At 71.8% G+C, this 21,440-nt stretch carries 17 protein-coding genes and 1 pseudogene; 14 read left to right on the top strand and 4 right to left on the bottom strand.

Annotated elements, in window-relative coordinates:
• The first annotated feature begins 22 nt into the window (after positions 1–22).
• From IF02_RS0112450 to IF02_RS33675, 3 genes are all read left to right on the top strand, one after another.
• Entirely contained in the window at positions 23–2,035 is a 2,013-nt protein-coding gene (locus IF02_RS0112450; RefSeq protein ID WP_051696165.1) for a PIG-L family deacetylase, read from the top strand.
• 183 nt (positions 2,036–2,218) lie between these two features.
• Positions 2,219–4,339: a PIG-L family deacetylase gene (locus tag IF02_RS0112455; RefSeq protein WP_030156259.1), complete on the top strand. Its 2,121-nt coding sequence runs from the start codon at positions 2,219–2,221 to the stop codon at positions 4,337–4,339.
• Positions 4,340–4,776: 437 nt separating this feature from the next.
• The gene (locus tag IF02_RS33675; protein WP_078622051.1) at positions 4,777–5,865 is read left to right on the top strand and encodes an RICIN domain-containing protein; all 1,089 of its coding nucleotides are present in this window, start codon (positions 4,777–4,779) and stop codon (positions 5,863–5,865) included.
• Positions 5,866–5,994: 129 nt separating this feature from the next.
• On the opposite strand, the gene IF02_RS0112460 is transcribed toward IF02_RS33675, so the two are convergent.
• On the bottom strand, positions 5,995–7,356 hold the full coding sequence (locus tag IF02_RS0112460; protein ID WP_030156261.1) for a glutamine synthetase family protein: 1,362 nt from the start codon (positions 7,354–7,356) through the stop codon (positions 5,995–5,997).
• 172 nt (positions 7,357–7,528) lie between these two features.
• On the opposite strand from IF02_RS0112460, the gene IF02_RS34330 reads away from it, so the two are divergent.
• From IF02_RS34330 to IF02_RS33685, 4 genes are all read left to right on the top strand, one after another.
• Positions 7,529–7,912, top strand: coding sequence for a hypothetical protein (locus tag IF02_RS34330; RefSeq protein ID WP_051696166.1), 384 nt, complete (start codon positions 7,529–7,531; stop codon positions 7,910–7,912).
• Positions 7,913–7,983: 71 nt separating this feature from the next.
• Positions 7,984–8,637: a DUF3105 domain-containing protein gene (locus IF02_RS0112470; protein ID WP_030156264.1), complete on the top strand. Its 654-nt coding sequence runs from the start codon at positions 7,984–7,986 to the stop codon at positions 8,635–8,637.
• Complete coding sequence (locus IF02_RS0112475) at positions 8,634–9,347, top strand: DUF305 domain-containing protein (protein WP_030156266.1); 714 nt, start codon at positions 8,634–8,636, stop codon at positions 9,345–9,347. Before IF02_RS0112470 ends, IF02_RS0112475 begins: the two co-directional genes overlap by 4 nt.
• Positions 9,348–9,474: 127 nt before the next feature.
• Positions 9,475–9,894, top strand: coding sequence for a CBS domain-containing protein (locus tag IF02_RS33685; protein WP_078622060.1), 420 nt, complete (start codon positions 9,475–9,477; stop codon positions 9,892–9,894).
• Positions 9,895–9,963: 69 nt separating this feature from the next.
• On the opposite strand, the pseudogene IF02_RS0112480 reads toward IF02_RS33685, so the two are convergent.
• Both IF02_RS0112480 and IF02_RS0112485 read right to left on the bottom strand, forming a co-directional pair.
• Positions 9,964–10,794, bottom strand: a pseudogene (locus IF02_RS0112480) (alpha/beta fold hydrolase); the annotation flags it as partial.
• A 71-nt stretch (positions 10,795–10,865) separates the two neighbouring features.
• Positions 10,866–11,552: a DUF998 domain-containing protein gene (locus IF02_RS0112485; protein ID WP_030156270.1), complete on the bottom strand. Its 687-nt coding sequence runs from the start codon at positions 11,550–11,552 to the stop codon at positions 10,866–10,868.
• A 110-nt stretch (positions 11,553–11,662) separates the two neighbouring features.
• Between IF02_RS0112485 and IF02_RS34335 the strand changes: the two genes are divergently transcribed.
• The 4 genes from IF02_RS34335 (at position 11,663) to IF02_RS0112505 (ending at position 17,103) form a co-directional block, all read left to right on the top strand.
• Complete coding sequence (locus IF02_RS34335; protein WP_030156271.1) at positions 11,663–12,139, top strand: hypothetical protein; 477 nt, start codon at positions 11,663–11,665, stop codon at positions 12,137–12,139.
• Between the two features lie 89 nt (positions 12,140–12,228).
• Positions 12,229–13,881: a multicopper oxidase family protein gene (locus tag IF02_RS0112495; protein WP_030156273.1), complete on the top strand. Its 1,653-nt coding sequence runs from the start codon at positions 12,229–12,231 to the stop codon at positions 13,879–13,881.
• A gap of 164 nt (positions 13,882–14,045) precedes the next feature.
• Positions 14,046–15,272, top strand: coding sequence for a DUF4352 domain-containing protein (locus tag IF02_RS0112500; RefSeq protein WP_030156275.1), 1,227 nt, complete (start codon positions 14,046–14,048; stop codon positions 15,270–15,272).
• A gap of 76 nt (positions 15,273–15,348) precedes the next feature.
• Positions 15,349–17,103, top strand: a complete 1,755-nt coding sequence (locus IF02_RS0112505; RefSeq protein ID WP_030156277.1) for an NAD+ synthase — start codon at positions 15,349–15,351, stop codon at positions 17,101–17,103.
• A 37-nt stretch (positions 17,104–17,140) separates the two neighbouring features.
• Here IF02_RS0112505 and IF02_RS0112510 read toward each other — a convergent pair whose 3' ends face one another.
• Entirely contained in the window at positions 17,141–18,169 is a 1,029-nt protein-coding gene (locus tag IF02_RS0112510; protein ID WP_030156278.1) for an endonuclease/exonuclease/phosphatase family protein, read from the bottom strand.
• Between the two features lie 362 nt (positions 18,170–18,531).
• On the opposite strand from IF02_RS0112510, the gene panB reads away from it, so the two are divergent.
• The 3 genes from panB (at position 18,532) to IF02_RS0112525 (ending at position 21,415) form a co-directional block, all read left to right on the top strand.
• Positions 18,532–19,392 carry a 3-methyl-2-oxobutanoate hydroxymethyltransferase gene (gene panB, locus IF02_RS0112515; RefSeq protein WP_030156280.1) on the top strand — a complete coding sequence of 287 codons (861 nt, stop codon included), beginning with the start codon at positions 18,532–18,534 and terminating at the stop codon, positions 19,390–19,392.
• Between the two features lie 143 nt (positions 19,393–19,535).
• A complete protein-coding gene (locus tag IF02_RS0112520) occupies positions 19,536–20,570 on the top strand; it encodes an ATP-binding cassette domain-containing protein (protein ID WP_030156282.1) in 1,035 nt (344 codons plus the stop codon).
• On the top strand, positions 20,567–21,415 hold the full coding sequence (locus IF02_RS0112525; RefSeq protein WP_030156284.1) for an ABC transporter permease: 849 nt from the start codon (positions 20,567–20,569) through the stop codon (positions 21,413–21,415). Before IF02_RS0112520 ends, IF02_RS0112525 begins: the two co-directional genes overlap by 4 nt.
• Positions 21,416–21,440: the final 25 nt, after the last annotated feature.

Genomic DNA, 21,440 nt, shown 5'->3' on the forward strand with positions numbered 1-21,440 from the left:
TGCCGCCGTCGCGGCGGGCTGCATGCTCGTACTCCGCGGGAACGAGGCCCTCAGCGGCATCGGCGACCGCCACGGCCCCGTACCCACGGCCGCCGTCGACGCGCCCGACCCCGGCCGGGTGCTCCAGATCGTCGCCCACCCCGACGACGACCTGTACTTCATGAACCCGGACCTGCGGTACTCCATAGCCGCCGGGCACCCCGTCACCACCGTCTACCTCACCGCCGGCGAGGCGGACGGCATCAACGCCACCGAGGGCAAGCAGGCCTCCACCCCTCCCAACAAGCCCGCCTACGCCGAAGCCCGCCAGAACGGCATCCGCGCCGCCTACGCCAAGATGGCCACCGGCGACCGCGGCAGCGCCTGGAAGCGCACCGTCGTCCCCACCAAGGGCGGCGGCCACGCCGAGGTCGACGTCCTCGTCGCCAAGCCCGAGGTCAACCTCGTCTGGCTGCAACTGCGCGAGGCCGGCACCGTCTACGACAGCGCCCCCGACAGCCTGCACGGCCTGTGGGACGGCAAGACATCCGCGCTCGGCTCCCAGCTCGCCTCCGGCACCCCCGTCAAGCAGCGCTTCTCCTACTCCAAGGACCAGGTCGTCCGCACCCTCGTCGGCGTCCTGGAGCAGTACGAGCCGACCACCGTCCGCGCCCAGGACCCCACCCCCGGCCGCTTCCCCGACACCAGGAAGTACACCGACCACCAGGACCACTTCTACGGCGCCCGCTTCGTGCAGGCCGCCCTCGCCGCGTACGCGAAGGACGTCGACGCGAAGGACCGCCCGCACTTCGCGGTGCAGAACTACGTCGGCTACTTCAACGGCTCCCTGCCCAGCGCCCTGGACCCGGACGAGGCCAAGGAGAAGCTGGACATCCTTGACACCTACGCCTGGCTCGACAAGCAGAACCACTGCGGCAGCGACGCCGGCTGCGGAGACCTCAAGGTCGCCGACCACCCCGCCGGCAACGGCTGGACCTCGACCGTCAACTACGCCCGCGGCACCGGCACGTCCTGGCTGACCTCCGACAAGGAGCACGGCCTGTGGGCCTTCAAGGTGCTCGACGGCCAGGTCGCGCTCTGGCACCGGTCCGGCCCCATCGGCGCCTGGAGCGGTCCGCGCCTGCTGCCCGGCACCGGCATGGACCCGGGCGTGGCCACCGTCACCCTGCCGGACGGCCGGATCGCCGCCTTCGGCACCCGTACCTCCTTCGGCGCGCGGCCCGCGGACTACCGGCGCGAGGTCGTGTACGCCGTCCAGAAGGGCCCGGGCACCGAGGAGTTCGGGGACTGGCAGTCGCTCGGCACGCCCGAGACCGCCGACGAGAACTGGACCTCCGACATCAGCGCCCCCGCCGTCGCGGTCGACGGCACCGGGCAGTTGGCGGCGTACGTCCGCGACGGCGCGGGCTCCCTGCGCGGGCGGGTGCAGTCGGCTAACGGCGGCTGGGGCCCGTGGACCCCGTACGGCGGCGCCGACCTGCACGGCACCCCGGTCGCCGCCACCGACGGCGCCGGGCGGCGCATGGTGTTCGCGGCGACCGCCAAATCGGTGGTGGGCTGGACCCAGCCGAAGCCGGGCGCCCCGCTGGGGCCGGCCACCCCCACCGGGCTGCCGGACACGACGCTCCCGCTCACCGCGGAGGGGCGCGAGGGCGGGGTGCGGCTGTGGTTCCGCAAGCCGGGGTCGGGCAATGTCCGTACCGCCCTGGTGACGGGCGACGGCGGGCTGAAGGTGAACCACCTCACCGACCTCGGCGGGCTCCAGGGCTTCGGCTCGGTGACGGCGAGCGGGCACGTGCTGGCCGGCCGCTCGGCGGGCGGGCTGCTGGGCTCGGGCCTCGGGTCGGGGCGGCCGTGGGAGCGGTCGCCGCTGATGTTCGTCGGGGCGCCGTCGTCCACGATGACCGGCAGGAACACGGTCAGCCTGGCGGTGGTGGGGCTCGACGCGCGGCTGTACGTGACCTCGTCGGCGGACGACGCGGACGCGCACCTGGCGCCCTGGCTGCCGGTGGGCCCGCGCAACGCGGGCCGCTGACGCCCCCACCCCCACCCCCCCCAACGCGCCCGGGCGGAAGGTCCTTTCCGAAAAGCAGGAGTGATCGGGCACAACGGTGAACCAAGTCCCCCGATTTGGCCTCTCAGTGGATGAACTGACTGAGCTGACTGAACTGACTGAACCGCCGTTCTTCCCGCCCGGAACGACCCCAAGGCGTGACCGATGCCGATTGCCCGCCGCCGCTTCCTCCTCGCTGCCCTCCTTCCCGTACTCACCGTCGGTGCCACCGGCGTGCTCGCCGTGGCGACCGGCCAGCAGACGTCGGCAGAGGCCACCGCCTCCCAGGAGCAGAGCCCGGACGTCGCGCTGACCGCGAGCACCACCTCCGGATCGGTCGTCCAGATCGTCGCCCACCCCGACGACGACCTGTTCTTCATGAACCCGGACCTCAGCCGCTCGCTGTCCGCCGGCCTCCAACTCACCACCGTGTACCTGACCTCGGGCGAGGCCGACGGCCGCAACGAGGCCAACGGGGCCGGCGCCAAGGACCCGGAGCAGCCCGCCGACCGCGCCCACTACGCCGAGGCCCGCCAGAACGGCATACGCTGCGCGTACGCCCAGATGGTCACCGGCGACCGCACCAGCGCCTGGAAGCGCACGGTCATACCCACCGCGGGCGGCGGCCAGGCCGAACTCGACGTGCTCATGGCCCGGCCGCAGGTCAACCTGGTCTGGCTGCAGATGCGCGAGGCCCGCAATCCCACCGCCGAGAACCCGGACAGCCTGCGCGGGCTGTGGAACGGCAAGATACCGGCGCTCGGCGCCCAGCTGACCTCCGCGACCCCGGTCAAGCAGCAGTCCACGTACACCAAGGACCAGGTGGTCCGGTCGATAGCCGGGCTGCTCGCGCTCTACAAGCCGACGACGATACGCATGCAGGACCCGACGCCGGGCCGGTACCACGACACCGGCAAGTACACCGACCACCAGGACCACATGTACGGCGCCCGCTTCGTACAGGCCGCCATCGCCGCGTACGCCGCCCAGGTCACGGACCGCCCGCGGTTCTCGGTGCAGAACTACCTCGGCTACCACAACGGCACCCTCCCGCACGCGCTGGACCCGCAGACGGCCGAGACGAAGATCGGATTCCTCAAGACGTACGCCTGGCTCGACCACGAGAACTACTGCGGCAGCCCCTCGGGTTGCGGCGACCGCAAGGTGGCGAGCAGCCCCACCGGCCGCAACTGGGCCCAGTCGCTGCGCTACGCCCGCGCCGACAACACCTCCTGGCTGGCGGCGGGGACCGGCGGCCGGCTGTACGCCTTCGCGGCCCTGGACGGACAGATGGCCGTCTGGACCCGGCCGGGCGCGGGCGGCACGGGCGGCGGCGCGGCCGCCGGCAGCCCGGGCGCCGCCTGGACCGGCCCCGACCTGCTCCCCGGCACCGGCATCGACCCGGGCGCGAGCACCGCCCGCCTCCCCGACGGCCGCATCGCGGTCCTCGCCACCCGTACGGTCCTCGGCCCGGGACCCGCGGACTACCGGCGCGAGATCGTGTACGCCGTCCAGTCCGCGCCCGGCGGCCCGTTCGGGCCGTGGCAGTCGCTCGGCACCCCCGAGGGCACCGACGACGAGGGCACCTCCTCGATCAGCGCGCCCTCGGCGGCCGTGTCCCCGGACGGCCGGCTGACCGTCTACGTCCGCGACTCCCGCCGCACCCTGCGCGCCCGCGAGCAGCAGCCGGACGGCGTCTTCGGCGCCTGGCAGCACCTGGGCGGCGAGGACCTGCAGAGCGACCCGGTGACGGCGGTCGACGCGTCGGGGCGCCGCCAGGTGTACGCCACCACCACCAAGTCGGTCCTGGCCTGGACCCAGCCCACCCCGGGCGCCCCGCTCCAGGGGCCGTTCCCGACGGGCCTGCCGGCCACCACGGTCCCGCTGTCGGCGGCCGCGGAGGGCGCGGGCGTGCGGCTCTACTTCCGGCGCCCCGACTCGGGGGTCGTCCGTACGGCCCTGGTCACGGCGGGCACCGGCAAGCCGCAGGTCTCCAGCGTCGCGGAGGCCGGCGGCCGTGCGGGCTACGGCGCGGTCGGCGTCGCGGGCCGCCTCCTGTCGGGCCGCGCGGACACGGGCACGGTCGGCACGACGGGCCTCGGCGGCCCGCCGGCGTGGACGGAGTCGCAGATGCTCTACGCGGGCGCCCCGGCCGGCATCCTCGAACCGTCGGGCGCAACAACAACGGCGGTCCTGGGCCTGGACGCGGACCTCCACATCACCACAACCCCACCCAACACCCCCACCCCCCGAACCCCCTGGCACCGAGCACTCCCCCCGAAGTAACCCGCCCCCGCCACGCCAACGGCCCCGTTCCTCCTTGAGGTTCCTTGCCCGTCCCACCTCTTTCGCCGGGAAGCCCTTGCGGTGTGGCGGGCTTTCTTGTGGCCAAATCTTTTGCCGGGGCCAGGTCGGGGACGAGCCGCGCATAAACATGCTGGCGGCACCGGTGCAGTTTGCCGGCAAAGCGGCAATCTCGAATGGCTCCGAAGGCTCACCGCGAACTGCTGCAGCGGTCCTTCGAGTTGCACCCGCTCTTTATGCGACCGACAATGGGCGCATGGCCTTTGAGGTCCCACGACGAAGGGCTCACCGCGGCGAGGCGCTGGCGCGCCTATAGCACACGCGGGAATGCGTAACTTCACCACCAAACCTCCCTTAGGTCAGCAACCGCCGTTGAGGTACACGTGCCCCGTTGACCTTTCATGAAGTGGAGCGCAGCGATGGGGAAAAATGCATCCGGGCTGGCCTTGCTGACCGCACTTCTGATGGGACTCGGCCTATTGACTCCCGACCCGACTAAAGCCGATACCCCCGGCGGCGAATTTATCTACAATCAAAGTTCCGGGTTGGTGGTAAACGTCATGAACGCGCGTCCAGAAGATGGCCAGTACATCAACCTCTGGCCGCGGAATGACGACGCAAAAAACGAGCAGTTCGACTTCGTGGATGCGGGCGGCGGGAAAGGCTATAAGATCGTCGCGCGCCATTCAGGCAAGTGTCTGGGACTCTACGGTGATTCCAAGGCCAACGGGGTTCAGGTCGTTCAATGGGCATGCAATGGCGGCACCAACCAGCTTTGGGAGTTCGTGGACATAGGGGACCCGGGCTGCATTCCCAGCTCCGACGGTGGTTGCGGTGAAAACGTTGTGGGATACCTCATCCAGTCAGTACACAGCGGAAAGTGTCTCGACGTGGACAACGATAATTTCCCCAACCCGCCCCAGCGAGGCGGGTTGCTGCAACAGTGGAAATGCGCCAGAACCACTGGTGACCCTTGGTGGGTCAATCAAGCGTGGGGATTGGAGACGAGTGGACAGGTTCATCCTGGCACAGCCGTTGAACCTCGCCCCCTTCCGCCGATGCCTCCTGACTCGAAACAGATGGTCGACCAGATCATTCAGGCGCGACATGATGAGGGTAACTGCGGTGATCCGAGCGTGCGTCTTGACCCCCGACTCAGCGAGGTATCGCGCAAACACAGCGAAGATCTGGCCGCCAACTATGCGACACTCATCGACGCCTACCCCAGAAGCGATCCCAAGCGAGGCCACATAGGCTCGGGCAACACGATGCCCGTGGATCGGATAAAAGCGGAGGGCTTCACCCCCGCACAGCGTTCTGAGAACTGGAGCTACGGCACCAACCAGACTTTCGCTCAGGCGATGGATAATTGGTTGCATCACGATGAGGCATCCAATTGGGGGCATCGCGCGGCGATCCTTGACTGCAACTACAAGGTGCTCGGTGTGGGCAAGGCCAACGGCCATAATTCACGCGTCTACTGGACACAAAACTTCGCCCTCAGGTGAATAGTGATGGCGGATGCCGCGGCTGACGGCCCACAGACGGCCCAGGAGCGGTGAAACGGGTCCGGGCCGGCGGCCGAGTGCCGCCGGCCCGGGGTGCCGTGTGACTGGGGTATCGCCGCTGACCTGCGGTTACAGGACGGGCAGGTTCTTGCGGAGTTCGAAGGCCGTTACCTCCGAGCGGTATTCCTCCCACTCCTGCTTCTTGTTGCGGAGGAAGAAGTCGAAGACGTGCTCGCCCAGGGTTTCCGCCACCAGTTCGCTGCGTTCCATCAGGGAGATGGCCTCGCCGAGGTTCTGGGGGAGGGGTTCGATGCCCATCGCGCGGCGTTCGGCGTCGGAGAGGGCCCAGACGTCGTCGTCGGCGCCCGCCGGGAGTTCGTAGCCCTCCTCGATGCCCTTGAGGCCGGCCGCGAGGAGGACGGCGTACGTCAGGTACGGGTTGGCGCCCGAGTCGATCGAGCGGACCTCGACGCGCGAGGAGCCCGTCTTGCCCGGCTTGTACATCGGGACGCGGATCAGGGCCGAGCGGTTGTTGTGGCCCCAGCAGATGTACGAGGGTGCCTCGCCGCCGGAGCCGGCCGTGCGGGAGGAGCCGCCCCAGATGCGCTTGTAGGAGTTCACCCACTGGTTCGTCACCGCCGCCGTTTCCGCCGCGTGGCGAAGAAGGCCCGCGATGAACGAGCGGCCGACCTTCGAGAGCTGGTACTCGGCACCCGACTCGTAGAAGGCGTTGCGGTCCCCCTCGAAGAGGGAGAGGTGGGTGTGCATGCCCGAGCCCGGGTACTCCGAGAACGGCTTCGGCATGAAGGTGGCCTGGACGCCCTGTTCGAGGGCCACCTGCTTCATGACCAGGCGGAAGGTCATGATGTTGTCGGCCGTCGAGAGGGCGTCCGCGTAGCGGAGGTCGATCTCCTGCTGGCCCGGGGCGCCCTCGTGGTGGCTGAACTCGACCGAGATGCCCATGGATTCGAGCATGGTGATCGCCTGGCGGCGGAAGTCCATGCCGACGTTCTGCGGAGTGTGGTCGAAATAGCCGGAGTTGTCGGCCGGGACCGGGCGGGTCCCGTCCAGCGGCTTGTCCTTCAGCAGGAAGAACTCGATCTCCGGGTGGGTGTAGAAGGTGAAGCCCAGGTCGGAGGTCTTGTTCAGGATGCGCTTGAGGACGAAGCGCGGGTCCGCGAAGGAGGGGGAGCCGTCCGGCATGAGGATGTCGCAGAACATCCGGGCGGTCCCGGGGGCCTCGGCGCGCCACGGCAGTATCTGGAACGTGCTGGGGTCCGGCTTGGCGATCATGTCGGACTCGTAGACCCGGGCGAAGCCCTCGATGGCCGAGCCGTCGAAGCCGATGCCCTCGTCGAAGGCCTGCTCCAGCTCGGCGGGGGCGACCGCGACGGACTTCAGGAAGCCCAGTACGTCGGTGAACCACAGGCGCACGAACCGGATGTCGCGCTCCTCGAGCGTCCGGAGGACGAATTCCTGCTGCTTGTCCATGCCTTCATCCTCGCAGTTCAGACGGCCTGTGCACCACTCCCCCGAGGGTGTGGGCACGGTCGGGCGGGCCCAGTATCGCCAGCCGCGGTTTCCGCCACATTACGCACCCTTGAAAGCTCGTGGCACCCCCGCACTGACCTCGGGGCCGTCATGAGCATTACCATCTGCGCCCATGGGGGGCCGGGAGCACGTACGGGGCGGGCGCACAGGGCGCCGCGTACGTCGGCATGCCGTCATCGTGGTCGCCCTCTCCGTGCTGTTCGCGGCGCTGTTCCTGTGCGTACGGCCGGGCGAGCCGCACGGAGGGACCGCCGGGGCCGCCATCACCCCCGCGACCGCGCCGCGCGCCGTCTGCGTGGCCCCCGACGAGGCGCCCGGCTGCTCCCCCTTCTCGCACGTGGCCCCCGGGGTGCTGCCCGCCCCGCCGCCCGCCGTGACCGTGCCGGGCTCCGCCCCCGATCCCGTCGCGCGCGCCGCCGACGGCGGGCCGGCCCGGCCGCACGGGACGCTCGCGCGCGCCCCCGACCTCCATGCCCTCCAAGTGCTGCGGACCTGACGGGTCCGGGCGCCGTACGCGCTCCACCGGATCCATCCCTCCACCCCCCTCAGCAGAAGGATTCAGGGCACATGGCCAGCAGGACCCCGTACGACCAGAACTCCCCCCAGGCCCGCATAGCCGAGATGCGCCGCGCCGAGCGGTCCCGCGACCGGCGCAACGCGGCCATCGCGATCACCGCCTCCGTGGCGGTCGCCGCCGCGCTCATCGGATTCGGCGCCTGGGTGATGATCGACAAGAAGGAGAAGAAGGACGCCGCGGCGGTGGCCGCCAAGGCCCCGGTGAACGGCGAGCAGACCTGGGACGCGAAGACGCTGGGCCGCAACCACGTCGAGACCCCGGTGAAGTACCCGATGAACCCGCCGGTCGGCGGCGACCACAGCCCGCGCTGGATGAACTGCAACGGCGACGTCTACAAGAACGCGATCCCCGAGGTCAACGCCGTCCACTCGCTGGAGCACGGCGCGGTCTGGGTGACGTACAACGAGAAGGCCGCCAAGGGCGACGTCGACGCGCTCGCCGGGACCGTGGCCAAGACCCCGTACACGCTGATGAGCCCGGACAAGGAGCAGGCCGGCACGATCATGCTGAGCGCCTGGGGCAAGCAGCTGACGGTGGACAAGGCGGACGACCCGCGGGTCGCGCAGTTCTTCACCAAGTACGTGCAGGGCCCGCAGACCCCCGAGCCGGGCGCGGCCTGCACCAACGGGCTGGCCGAGAAGTGACCCGTACGTACTGGGCGGCCGGGACGGCCGTCCTGCTCGCGCTCCTGTTCGCGGTGGCGGCCACGGTCGCCTCCGCGAGCGGGGGCGAGGGGGACGGGGACGGCTCCCGTACGTCGTCCCGCGCGCCGGGCCTCTACTCGCCGGACGCGGGCTTCGCCCGGGACATGGCCGTGCACCACCAGCAGGCGGTGGAGATGTCGTTCGTCGTGCGGGACCGCACCAAGGACGAGCCGGTGCGCTCCCTCGCGTACGACATCGCCAACACCCAGGCCAACCAGCGGGGCATGCTGCTGGGCTGGCTGGACCTGTGGGGGCTGCCGAAGGTGGTGGCCGACGAGCCGCCGATGTCCTGGATGGGGACCGCGGATCAGCACGGCGGGCAGGACGCGAGCGGGCACGCCGGGCACGAGATGGGCGGGCACGACATGGGCGGCGTCACCGCCAAGCCCGGCGCGCTCATGCCCGGCATGGCCACCAAGGAGGAGCTCGCGCGGCTCGGCGCCGCCGAGGGCCGGGACGCGGAGGTGCTCTACCTCCAGCTGATGACCGACCACCACAAGGGCGGCGTCGCGATGGCCCAGGGCTGCGCGGCGCAGTGCGAGACCCCCGCCGAGCGGGCGCTGGCCCAGGGCATGGTCGAGGCGCAGCAGTCGGAGCTCACCCTCATGGCGGACATGCTGAAACAGCGCGGGGCTGCGCCGCGCGGGTGACGGGACACGCTCGTACGGTGGTGAGAGGCGTCCTTTCACCCGTACGGGCGTGTGCTCCGCCGCGTGGGGAACGCCGCGGCCGAGCGCGTCCGCGACCGGCTGTGAACGCGTTCAGGGAGGTTCAGCGATGACGACCGCCGCAGACATCATGCACCCCGGGGCCCAGTGGATCCCGGCCACCGAGACCCTCGACCGGGCCGCCCAGCTGATGGCCCGGCTCAATGTGGGCGCCCTGCCCATCAGCGACACCGACGAGCGGCTGTGCGGCATCCTCACCGACCGCGACATCGTCGTGAACTGTGTGGCCAAGGGGCACGACCCGGCGAAGGTCACCTGCGGTGACATGGCCCAGGGCACCCCGCGCTGGATCGACGCGGGCGCGGACGTCTCCGACGTCCTGGAGGAGATGGAGAGCCACCAGATCAAGCGCCTGCCGGTCATCAGGAACAAGAAGCTGGTCGGCATGATCAGCGAGGCCGACCTGGCCCAGCACCTCTCCGAGGAGCAGCTGGCGGGCTTCGTGGAGAAGGTCTACGCGAGGCGCTGACCGGCCCCACCCGACTGATCCGCCCCCCCCCGGCCCACCCGCCCCACCCGATTCCCGCACCCCCGCGTCCAGGACCGCCCGCGCCACCTCGCCCGGGCGGTCCAGCATGACCAGGTGCCCCGACGGTTCGACGACCTCGAAGCGGGCGCCGAGCCGCTCGGCCAGCTCCGCCTGGCGCTCGCACCACCGCAGGGCCCCCCGCCCCGCCGAGCCGTCGTACCCCGCGAGGACGGTGACGGGCACGGCCGGCGGGCGCCCGGTCCGCAGCGCGAGCAGATCGGCGGCGGTGTCCTGGTAGCGGGCGTTCTCCAGCAGGGCCCCGCGCCAGACCCGCCCGGTGCGGTAGACGCGGCGTACGAGGTCCCGCGCGGCCGGGTCGGAGCCGCCGGTGCGGGAGGCCCGTACGGCGGCGCGCCGCGCGAGCGGACCCAGCGCGGCGGGCAGCCCGGCGGCGGTCAGGGCCCGGCCGAGCAGCCCGGCGGCGCCGGTGCGCAGCCCGGCGGGCAGCACCGTACGGGGGTCCTCCTCGATGCTGCTGTCGACGAGGACCAGGGCTGCGGTGCGCTCGGGGTACAGGCGGGCGAAGGCCTCGGCGTGGAACCCGGCGATCGAGTGCCCGGCGACCGTGGCGGGGCGGCCGCCGAGGCCGAGCGCGTCGAGCAGCCCGGCGATCCGGCGGGCCTCCCCGGCGGCGGTCGGCGGGGCGGTGGCGGGGCCGCTCAGCCCGTGCCCGGGGCGGTCGAAGCGGACCACGGTACGGCCCTGCGCGACGAGCAGCGCGGCCACGGGGTCCCAGTCGAACCAGGCCATCGCGAGCCCGGCGCTCAGCACCACGGGCGGCCCGCTCCCCTCGACGACGACGTGCAGGGGAACCCCGTCCGCCCCGTCCGCCCCGTGCACCCCGTCCACCCCGTGCACCCGTACGAAGCGCTCGCCCCGGGGCCCGTACGAGGTCGTGTGCGCCGCCGCCGTCACGTGCGCCGCTCCTTGTGGACGGAGTACGCGAGCAGGCCCAGCCAGAGCGCCACGAACAGCACCTGCAACCGCTGCCCGGCGCCGAGCGCCCAAGTCCCGCGCCCGGCGGTGAACAGCGCGATGGCGGACAGGGTCCAGACGGTGGCCAGCAGCTCCAGCGCCACCAGGGCCGGTCCGTAGCGGGCCAGCGGGGCGAGCCGGCGGTAGCGGCGGGCGGCGACGGTGAGGGCGACGATCCCGACGAGGGCGCCGGTCATGGCGAGACTGCTGCTGACGGCATGCGCCTGATGGGTGGCCGGGACCAGGCCGGCGGTCTCCCGGGCGGCGCACACGGGGTCCACGGTGGGCGTGCAGCTGAGCGGGAGCCAGGCGTCGGCGGCGGTGGCCGCGCCGAAGAGGGTGATGCCGGCCCAGCCGACGACCGACCACGGGCGCCGGGATCCGCCGCCCCGCAGCAGCCCGGCGAGCCCCAGCAGGCCGCCCGCGAAGGCGAGCAGGCCGGCGGTGAAGTCGGTGGCCCGGAAGAGCCCGCCGAGCGGCTGGTCCTGGGCGGCCAGCTCGCTGACGTAGGTCTCGATGGGGTTCAGGCCGGTCGAGAGGACGACCTCGAGCACCCAGGCGGTGTACGCGGCGGCTCCCAAGCCGATGAGGAGGGCGACCGGCCACGGGTTCCTCGTGGACACTCCCTCTTCGCCTCTTGTCGGAATACGGCTCGTGGACATACTGCGCATCATCCTCAACACGGCGGACCCGGTCCTACGATCAGATACCCACCCGGGGTAGGGTTCCGCCCATGACGCGCCCTGCCCAGCGCACCGCACAGCGAGCCGCCCGGTGGCCCCGGCTGCTGCTGCTCGCTGCGCTGCTCCTGGGCATCGTCACCATGCACACCCTGGGCCATCCGAGTCGGTCCCACACCATGGAGGACGCGGCTCCGGTCGCCGCCGTTGCCTCGGCCGCGCGTGCGGCGGACCACACCTCGGGCCACGTCTCGGGCCCTGCCTCCGGCCACACCTCGGACCACGCCCGGGGCGACCGGGGCCCGGGGCCCGCCGCCGAGGCTCCGCCGGCCGGCTCAGGCATGGACCCCATGTCGGTGTGCCTGGCCGTGCTCGGCGGGCTCACCCTGCTGATCCTGGGCGCCGGACCGGCCGGCCTCCGCGACGCCGCGCCGCTCGGGGGCGCGGCCCGCGGGCCGGGCCGGTCCGGCGGACCCGACCCGCCCTCGCCCCGCGAACTCCTCACCCGGCTGGCGGTACTGCGCGTATAGCGACGGGCCCGCTGCCGCCCCCGCATGCCCGCGCGGCGGCAGCAGACGGCGCCCATCCGCTCGTACGACACACGCCACGAGGTGCTTCCATGCGCTCTCTTCCCACCCACCCCATCCGCCCCACCCGCCGCGCCGTGCTCGGCGCCACCGCCGCCCTCGCCGGCTCCGGGCTGCTCGCCGCCTGCTCCGACGGCTCCGGCACGTCCGACGGCTCCGGCATGGACCACGGCTCCATGAACCACGGCGGCCCCTCCCCCGCCGCCTCGCCGGGCGGCTACGTCGACCCCGCCGGGCCCGAGGTGCAGGCCGCCGAGGCCGCCCGCAAGGCCACCGGGCCGGTCTCCGAGGTCAGGCTGACCGCCACCGCCACCCCGCTCGACCTCGGCGGCGGGCTCACCGTCCGCTCCTGGGCGTACGGGGACCGGCTGCCCGGCCAGGAGGTACGGGTCACCGCGGGCGGCACCCTCGCCCTGACCCTGGCCAACAACCTCCCGCAGGCCACCTCCCTGCACTGGCACGGCCTCGCCCTGCGCAACGACATGGACGGCGTCCCGGGCCTGACCCAGCGGGACATCGCGCCGGGCGGGTCCTTCACGTACCGCTTCGCCGTCCCGCACCCGGGGACGTACTGGTTCCACCCGCACTCCGGGGTCCAGCAGGACCGCGGCCTGTACGCGCCGCTCATCGTCGAGGACCCGAAGGAGCCCCTCGCGTACGACAAGGAGTGGGTGGTGGTCCTGGACGACTGGGTCGACGGAGTGGACGGCTCCACCCCGGACGCGGTCCTCGCCGAACTCCGCAAGGGCATGGACATGAGGGCGGGCGGCGGACACGCGGGCCACGGCGGCGCCGCGACGGCCCCGCAGACACCCGCCCCGCAGACCCCGGCCGCGGGCGGCGCGCCCTCGCGGCTGCTCATGGGCGGGGAGAGCGACGTCCTCGGCAAGGACCCGGGCGACGTCGCGTACCCGTACTACCTGGTCAACGGCCGGACGGCGCAGGACCCGTCGGTCTTCACCGCGAGGCCCGGCGACCGGATCCGGCTGCGGATCGTCAACGCGGGCGGGGACACGGCCTTCCGGATCGCTCTCGGCGGCCACGAACTGACGGTCACCCACACCGACGGCTACCCGGTGGAGCACGCGAGGACCGGCTCCCTGCTGCTGGGCATGGGTGAGCGGTACGACGTCCTGGTCACCGCGCGGGACGGGGTGTTCCCGCTGACCGCGCTCGCCGAGGGCAAGGGCGGGTCGGCGTCGGCGCTCGCCCTGCTGCGCACCGGGCCGGGTACGGCGCCCACGGCCGCGACCCGGCCGGCCGAGCTGGCCGGGACACCGCTGACGGCGGGCGCGCTGCGGGCGGCGGAGCCCGCCGTACTGGCGGCCCGTACGCCGGACCGCACGATCGGGATCGAACTGACCGGCGGGATGGCGAAGTACGACTGGGCCTTCGACGGCAAGCCGTACACCCCGGACCAGCGGCATCCGGTGAAGGCGGGCGAGCGGGTCCGGCTGGAGTTCAACAACTCCACAACGATGTGGCACCCGCTCCACCTGCACGGGCACACCTTCGCCCTCGGCGGCGGTGCGGGCGGCGCGCGCAAGGACACCGCGCTGGTCCTGCCGAAGGGGAAGCTGACGGTGGACTTCGACGCCGACAACCCCGGGCTGTGGATGGCGCATTGCCACAACGTGTACCACGCGGAGGCCGGGATGATGACGGTGCTCGGCTACCAGCGGTAGCCCTCCGCCGGGGAGTTCGGCCCCCGGTCCCCGGCCCTCCCGGCCCGCCCCCGGCCCGCTGACCGGGGGCGGGCCGGGGGCCAAACCCCTTTGGAGCCGTACGGGGCGCATGGCAGGCTTGGCGATCACCGCGCACACCACCCCCGTGAGGACTCCCGCCAGGTATGAGCACGCCCCCGAACCAGCCCGACAGCCCGTCCGGTCCGCCGACGGAGCCCGCGGGCACGCCCATACCGGAGCCGGCCTCGCAGGCGCCCTCCGCGCCCGAGCCGGCACAGCCGCTCTCACTCCAGAAGACCCCGGAGCCGGCCCCGGAGCCCGCGCCCGAGCCCGCCCCGGCTCCGGCTCCCGAAGCGCAGGCGGCCGAACCGCAGCCCGCCCCGCCCTCCGAGCCGGCCCCGGCTCCGGCCCCCGCTCCGGCCCCCGCGCCCCAGCCCGAGCCCGCGACCGCAGCCGCGCCCCCGCAGGCCGGCGCCGCCGCGCCCGCCTCGGCCTTCGCGCCGCCCGCGCCCATGCCCCCGGCCCCCTCCTTCGGCGCGCCGGCAGCCCCGGTACCGCCCGGGGGCGCCTGGGGCGCCCACCCCGGCGCCACCCCCGGCAACCCGTGGGGCACGCCCCCGCCGTCCACCACCAACGGCTTGGCGGTCGCCGCCCTCATCCTCGGCATCGCCGCCGTGCTCATCGGGATCATCCCGTTCATCTTCTGGGCGGGCGCCCTCCTCGCCCTGATCGGCATCGGCATCGGCATCGGCGCCCTCGTCCGCGCCTCGAAGGGCGCCGGCCGCAAGTCGATGGCCGTCACCGGCACGGTCCTCGCCGTACTCGGCCTCGGCTCCTCGGTCGGCGGCCTCTTCCTCACCGGCCTCGTCGTCACGAACGTGGCCGACGGCAAGCTCAGGGAGGGCTGGGAGGTCCCGGACGACATCGGCTCCAGCCGGCCGCCGCTCCCGAGGTTCTCGCCGACACCGATGCCGTCGCCTTCGCCCACGCAGGTCCCCGGCATCACTTCCCCGCTGCCGTTCGGCGAGACGTACACGTACCCGAACGGCATCAAGGTGACCCTCTCGAAGCCGAAGAAGTACGTCACCAAGAACAAGTACTCGACGGTCGAGAACGCGGTGGAGTTCACGCTCACCATCACCAACAACTCCACCGAGACCCACAACGTCATCTACGCGGTGCCCAACGTCCGCGACGACAAGGGCATGACCGCCAAGCTCGCCTTCGACGGCGGCGACGTCCCGAAGATGATCAGGGGCGACATCCTGCCGGGCGAGTCCGCCAGCGGGATCCTGGCGTACGAGGTCCCCGAGGGAACCGACCACCTCTCGGCCGACATCTCCCCCGGCATCCGGCTGCCCAGCGCGAAGTTCAGCGGCTCGATCGGCTGACCGGAACGCGGCGGAAAACACGGCAACAGGCACGGGCCCCAGGACATCGCGTCAGAAAGACGATTACACTGGGCCCGTGCCTCAACTTCGCCTCGCTCTGAATCAGATCGACTCGCAGGTCGGCAACATCGCCGCCAACGCCGACTCGGTCGTCCACTGGACCCGGCACTCCGCCGAGCAGGGCGCCCACCTGGTGGCGTTCCCGGAGATGATGCTGACCGGGTACCCCGTCGAGGACCTCGCCCTGCGCGCCTCCTTCGTCGAGGCCTCCCGTACCGCGCTGCGCGAACTCGCGGAGCGGCTGGCGGCCGAGGGCTTCGGCGGCCTGCCGGTCGTCGTCGGCTACCTCGACCGTACGGAGCAGGCCGCCCCGCGGCTCGGCCGTCCCGCCGGGTCCCCGGAGAACGCGGCCGCCGTGCTGTACGGCGGCAAGGTCGCCCTCAGGTTCGCCAAGCACCACCTCCCCAACTACGGCGTGTTCGACGAATTCCGGTACTTCGTGCCGGGCGACACCCAGCCGGTCATCCGGGTGCACGGCGTCGACGTGGCCCTGGCCATCTGCGAGGACCTCTGGCAGGAGGGCGGCCGCGTCCCGGCCACCCGCTCCGCCGGGGCCGGCCTGCTGATCTCCGTCAACGCCTCCCCCTACGAGCGCAACAAGGACGACCTGCGCCTCGAACTGGTGCGCAGGCGCGCCAAGGAGGCCGGCTGCACCCTCGCCTATCTGGCGATGATCGGCGGCCAGGACGAGCTGGTCTTCGACGGGGACTCGATCGTCGTCGACGCCGACGGCGAGGTCATCGCCCGCGCCCCGCAGTTCTCCGAGGGCTGCGTCCTCGTCGACCTCGACCTGCCGGCCGCCCGCGCCGACGCCCCCGAGGGCCTCGTCGACGACGGGCTGCGGATCGACCGCGTGATCCTCTCCGAGGAGCCGGTGGAACCGTACGAGCCCGTGGTCACCGGCGGGTACGCCGACCGCCTGGACGACGACGAGGAGGTCTACGACGCGCTGGTCGTGGGCCTGCGCGCGTACGTCAAGAAGAACGGATTCCGCTCCGTCCTGATCGGGCTCTCCGGCGGCATCGACTCCGCGCTCGTCGCCGCCATCGCCTGCGACGCGATCGGCGCGCAGAACGTGTACGGCATCTCGATGCCCTCGAAGTACTCCTCGGACCACTCCAGGGGCGACGCCGCCGATCTGGCCGACCGGACCGGCCTGAACTTCCGGACCGTGCCGATCGAGCCGATGTTCGACGCGTACATGGGCTCGCTCGGCCTGACCGGCCTGGCGGAGGAGAACCTCCAGTCCCGGCTGCGCGGCACCATGCTGATGGCGGTCTCCAACCAGGAGGGCCACATCGTGCTGGCCCCGGGCAACAAGTCGGAGCTGGCCGTCGGCTACTCCACCCTGTACGGCGACTCGGTGGGCGCGTACGGCCCGATCAAGGACGTCTACAAGACGGACGTCTTCCGGCTCGCGCGGTACCGCAACCGGGCCGCGGCCGAGCGCGGCGAGACCCCGCCGATCCCGGAGAACTCCATCGTGAAGCCGCCGAGCGCCGAGCTGCGCCCGGGCCAGGTGGACACGGACTCGCTGCCGGACTACCCGGTGCTCGACGCGGTCCTGGAGCTGTACGTGGACCGCGACCAGGGCATCGACGCGATCGTCGAAGCCGGCTTCGACCGCGCGCTGGTCGCCAAGACCCTGCGGATGGTGGACACGGCGGAGTACAAGCGGCGCCAGTACCCGCCGGGTACGAAGATCTCCGCGAAGGGCTTCGGCAAGGACCGCCGGCTGCCCATCACGAACGGCTGGCGCGAGCACGCGTAGCCGCTGCCGCCGGGTCTCACCCGTACGGGCGTACGGGCTACTGCTTCACGGTCAGCCGCGCGGCGACCGGCAGGTGGTCGCTGCCGGTGCGCGGCAGGCTCCAGGAGCCTTCCGGGGTGATGCCGCGGACCATGATCTGGTCGATCCGGGCCATCGGGAACTGGGCCGGCCAGCTGAATCCGAAGCCGTCGCCCGCCGCGCCCTGCGTGGACCGCATCTGCGAGGTGATGTCGGACAGGGACCGGTCGTTCATGGTGCCGTTGAGGTCGCCGAGCAGGATGACCTTCTTCAACGGTTCGGCGGCGAGCGCGTTGCCCAGGGCCGCGGCGCTGTTGTCGCGCTGGTTGGCGGTGAAGCCGGCGTTGAGCTTGACCCGCACGGAGGGCAGGTGGGCGACGAAGACGGCGATCTTGCCGTACGGGCTGTCCACGGTGGTGCGCATGGCGCGGGTCCAGCCCATCTTGATGTCGACGGGAGTGCTGGAGCTCAGCGGGTACTTGCTCCACACGCCGACCGTGCCCTCGACGGAGTGGTACTTGTACCCGCCGGCCAGGGCCTGCTCGTAGACGGGGACGGCGCTGCCCTTGAGCTCGGTCAGGGCCAGCACGTCGGCGCCGGACCTGGCGATCTGGACGGCGGTGCCGTGCGGGTCGGGGTTGTCGGCGTCGACGTTGTGGGTGGCGACCATCAGGTTGCCGCCGGATCCGGACTTGTCGAGGACCAGGCTGCCGAAGAGGTTCACCCAGACGACGGCCGTCAGCAGTATCGCGATCAGCGCGGTGGCGGACTTGCGCACGACGGCGGCGGCCAGCAGGAGCGGCACGGCCAGGCCCAGCCAGGGCAGGAAGGTCTCGGTGAGGCTGCCGAGGTTGCCCACGTCGTTCGGCAGCTCGGCGTGGAAGATCATGATCAGTGAGATCAGGGCGGCCACGGCAGCGGTGACGATCCCGCGCCGCCAGATGCCCCGGTCCCGGCGCAGCCCGGCCAGTCGGCGCCGGAGGCGGGATCCGGAGGGCTCGGGCTCCGAGCCGCCGTTCCCCGTCTCCGTCATGTACGCCTGTGCCATGCCACTGCCCTCGCTGCCGTGCTCGCGCTCCGTCCCCGCACCTTGACCCTAGGCGATCGACGGAGCCTTCCGTGCCGTTGTTCCGGCCGTACGTCCGGGAGGACGAACGGCCGTGTGGCCGAGGTTCCGCTTGTCACGAAACGCGTACATTGCCTCCCGCGCGCGCCGAACCGCCGGTGAGGGGACCATGAGAGGTCCAAGAGGGGGCCATGAGGGTGCAGGGAGTGGCCCTCGCGTGCGTCAGGAGTGTGACGTACGGGTCCCCCCACCACTTTCGCCACGGCCCTGGCAGGTGCCACCATGGTGGGTGAGTCCGGGGACGCCGTGAGGGCGCCTCGAGATGACATCAAGGAGCAGTTGCAATGACGCATGCCGTTTCGCCTGCCCGCGAAGCCGCCTCCCCCACCCTGTACGGAGGCACGGGCACCCGGCGGATCACCGTCCGCGACCTCACCCTCGCCAAGGAGCGCGGCGAGAAGTGGCCCATGCTCACCGCCTACGACGCGATGACCGCGTCCGTCTTCGACGAGGCCGGCATCCCGGTCATCCTCGTCGGCGACTCCATGGGCAACTGTCACCTCGGCTACGAGAACACCGTCCCCGTGACGATGGACGAGATGACCATGCTGTCGGCGGCCGTCGTACGCGGCACCGGCCGGGCCCTGGTCGTCGGCGACCTGCCGTTCGGCTCGTACCAGGAAGGCGCCGTGCAGGCGCTGCGCAGCGCCACCCGCCTCGTGAAGGAGGCCGGTGTCGGAGCCGTGAAGCTGGAGGGCGGCGAGCGCTCGCTGCACCAGACCGAGCTGATCGTGCAGTCCGGCATCCCCGTCATGTCCCACCTGGGCCTGACCCCGCAGTCCGTGAACGCCATGGGCTACCGGGTGCAGGGCCGCGGCGACGAGGCCGCGCACCAGCTGCTGCGCGACGCCAAGGCGGCGCAGGACGCGGGCGCGTTCGCGGTGGTGCTGGAGCTGGTCCCGGCCGAGCTGGCCGCCGAGGTCACCCGGTCCCTGCACATCCCGACGGTCGGCATCGGGGCCGGCGCGGAGTGCGACGCGCAGGTGCTGGTGTGGACCGACATGATGGGCCTGACCGGCGGGAAGATGCCGAAGTTCGTGAAGCAGTACGCGAACCTGCGCGCGACCATGGGCGACGCGGCGAAGGCCTTCGCCGAGGACGTGGTCGGCGGAACGTTCCCGCAGGCCGAGCACAGCTTCCACTGATCGCGTAGTCCCGTAACGACGGCCCGCCGACGCCTCGTCGGCGGGCCGTCGGCGTCCGTCCGCCTTCCGGCCGGCTGCCTGTCGCCTTCCTGTCGGTCGGCTGTCGGTCGGCTGTCGGTGCGTTGTCGGTGGCTGATGGTCCCATGGTGGACATGACGCGAAACGACAAGAATCCCGTGAACGGCTCGCACGCCGTCGAGGTACGGGGGCTGGTCAAGCACTACGGCGACACGAAGGCCCTGGACGGGGTCGACCTGGACGTCCGGGAGGGCACGGTCCTCGGTGTCCTCGGCCCCAACGGCGCCGGCAAGACCACCCTCGTACGCTGCCTCTCCACCCTGATCGTCCCGGACGCCGGGACCGCGACCGTCGCCGGCTACGACGTGGTCCGCCAGCCGCGGCAGCTGCGCCGCACCATAGGCCTCACCGGCCAGTACGCCTCGGTCGACGAGAAGCTCTCCGGCTGGGAGAACCTCTACATGATCGGCCGGCTGCTCGACCTGTCCCGCAAGGACGCCCGGTCCCGTGCCGACGAGCTGCTGGAGCGGTTCTCGCTCACCGACGCCGCCAAGAAGGCCGCGATGAACTACTCCGGCGGCATGCGCCGCCGGCTCGACCTGGCCGCCTCGATGATCGGCCGCCCGGCCGTGCTCTACCTGGACGAGCCGACCACCGGCCTCGACCCCCGCACCCGCAACGAGGTGTGGGACGAGGTGCAGCGGATGGTCGCCGAGGGGGCCACCGTCCTGCTCACCACGCAGTACATGGAGGAGGCCGAGCAGCTCGCGAACGAGCTGACGGTCATCGACAAGGGCAAGGTCATCGCCAAGGGCAAGGTCGACGAGCTGAAGGCCCGGGTCGGCGGCCGGACCCTGAAGATCCGCCCCGTCGCCGCCTCCGACCTGCCGGGCATGGCCCGTTCGCTGGCCGAGGCCGGGCTCGACGGGGTCGCCGGTTCGCAGGCCGTCCCGGACGAGGGCGTGCTGCTGGTCCCGATCCTGAGCGACGAGCAGCTGACCGCCGTGGTCGGCCTGCTGGCCGCCCGCGGGTACGCGATCGCCGACCTCGGCACCTACCTGCCCAGCCTGGACGAGGTGTTCCTGGCCATCACCGGCCAGCGGCCCACCTCCGTCGAGGACTCCGTCCCCACCGAGAAGACCGAGGAGGTCGCGGCATGAGCACCGTAACCACGACGAAGCCCGCCCCCACCGCGCCCGCTCCGGCCCCGGTGGACGGCCACGGCGAGGGCCGGATCGGCCTGCGCGCCAATCTGCGGCACATCGGCGCCCTGGTGCGCCGCAACGCCCTCCAGATCAAGCAGGACCCCGAGTCGATGTTCGACGTCCTGTTCATGCCGATCATCTTCACGCTGCTGTTCGTGTTCGTCTTCGGCGGCGCGATTTCCGGCAAGGGCCAGCAGGAGGCGTACGTCAACTACGTCGTCCCGGGCCTGATGGCCATGATGGGCATGAACATCGCCATGGGTGTCGGCACCGGCGTCAACGACGACTTCAAGAAGGGCGTGATGGACCGGTTCCGGTCCATGCCGATCGCCCGCTCGTCCGTCCTCATCGCCAAGATCGTCGTCGAGCTCGGCCGGATGATGGTCGCCATCGCGATCCTGCTCACCGTCGGCTTCATGCTCGGCCTGTCGATCAAGACCTCGGTGTTCGACCTGCTGCTGTCCATCGGCCTGTCGGCGGTCTTCGGCGCCTCGCTGATGTGGATCTTCATCCTGCTCGGTCTCACCATGAAGACCGCGCAGGCCGTGCAGGGCATGGCGATGCTGGTCCTGATGCCCCTGCAGTTCGGCAGCTCGATCTTCGCCCCGCCGTCGACCATGCCCGGCTGGCTGCAGACCTTCACGGACTACAACCCGCTGTCCAACCTGGCCGACGCGGCCCGCGGCCTGATCAACGGCGGTGCGGTCGCCCACCCGGTGACGGTGACGCTGATCTGGTCGGTGGCCATCACGGCGGTCACCATGCCGCTCGCGGTCCGCAAGTTCCGCCAGAAGACCTGATCCGGGCCGGCCGGTCCGTTCCGGA

Source organism: Streptomyces sp. NRRL S-244 (assembly GCF_000717915.1).
GTDB lineage: Bacteria > Actinomycetota > Actinomycetes > Streptomycetales > Streptomycetaceae > Streptomyces.

Bases quoted from the DNA above. Each gene is read 5' to 3' on its own strand.
- IF02_RS0112450 (WP_051696165.1), top strand. From the start codon at position 23: ATGCTCGTACTCCGCGGGAACGAGGCCCTCAGCGGCATCGGCGACCGC.
- IF02_RS0112455 (WP_030156259.1), top strand. From the start codon at position 2,219: ATGCCGATTGCCCGCCGCCGCTTCCTCCTCGCTGCCCTCCTTCCCGTA.
- IF02_RS33675 (WP_078622051.1), top strand. From the start codon at position 4,777: ATGGGGAAAAATGCATCCGGGCTGGCCTTGCTGACCGCACTTCTGATG.
- IF02_RS0112460 (WP_030156261.1), bottom strand. From the start codon at position 7,356: ATGGACAAGCAGCAGGAATTCGTCCTCCGGACGCTCGAGGAGCGCGAC.
- IF02_RS34330 (WP_051696166.1), top strand. From the start codon at position 7,529: ATGGGGGGCCGGGAGCACGTACGGGGCGGGCGCACAGGGCGCCGCGTA.
- IF02_RS0112470 (WP_030156264.1), top strand. From the start codon at position 7,984: ATGGCCAGCAGGACCCCGTACGACCAGAACTCCCCCCAGGCCCGCATA.
- IF02_RS33685 (WP_078622060.1), top strand. From the start codon at position 9,475: ATGACGACCGCCGCAGACATCATGCACCCCGGGGCCCAGTGGATCCCG.
- IF02_RS34335 (WP_030156271.1), top strand. From the start codon at position 11,663: ATGACGCGCCCTGCCCAGCGCACCGCACAGCGAGCCGCCCGGTGGCCC.
- IF02_RS0112495 (WP_030156273.1), top strand. From the start codon at position 12,229: ATGCGCTCTCTTCCCACCCACCCCATCCGCCCCACCCGCCGCGCCGTG.
- IF02_RS0112500 (WP_030156275.1), top strand. From the start codon at position 14,046: ATGAGCACGCCCCCGAACCAGCCCGACAGCCCGTCCGGTCCGCCGACG.
- IF02_RS0112510 (WP_030156278.1), bottom strand. From the start codon at position 18,169: ATGGCACAGGCGTACATGACGGAGACGGGGAACGGCGGCTCGGAGCCC.
- panB (WP_030156280.1), top strand. From the start codon at position 18,532: ATGACGCATGCCGTTTCGCCTGCCCGCGAAGCCGCCTCCCCCACCCTG.
- IF02_RS0112520 (WP_030156282.1), top strand. From the start codon at position 19,536: ATGGTGGACATGACGCGAAACGACAAGAATCCCGTGAACGGCTCGCAC.
- IF02_RS0112525 (WP_030156284.1), top strand. From the start codon at position 20,567: ATGAGCACCGTAACCACGACGAAGCCCGCCCCCACCGCGCCCGCTCCG.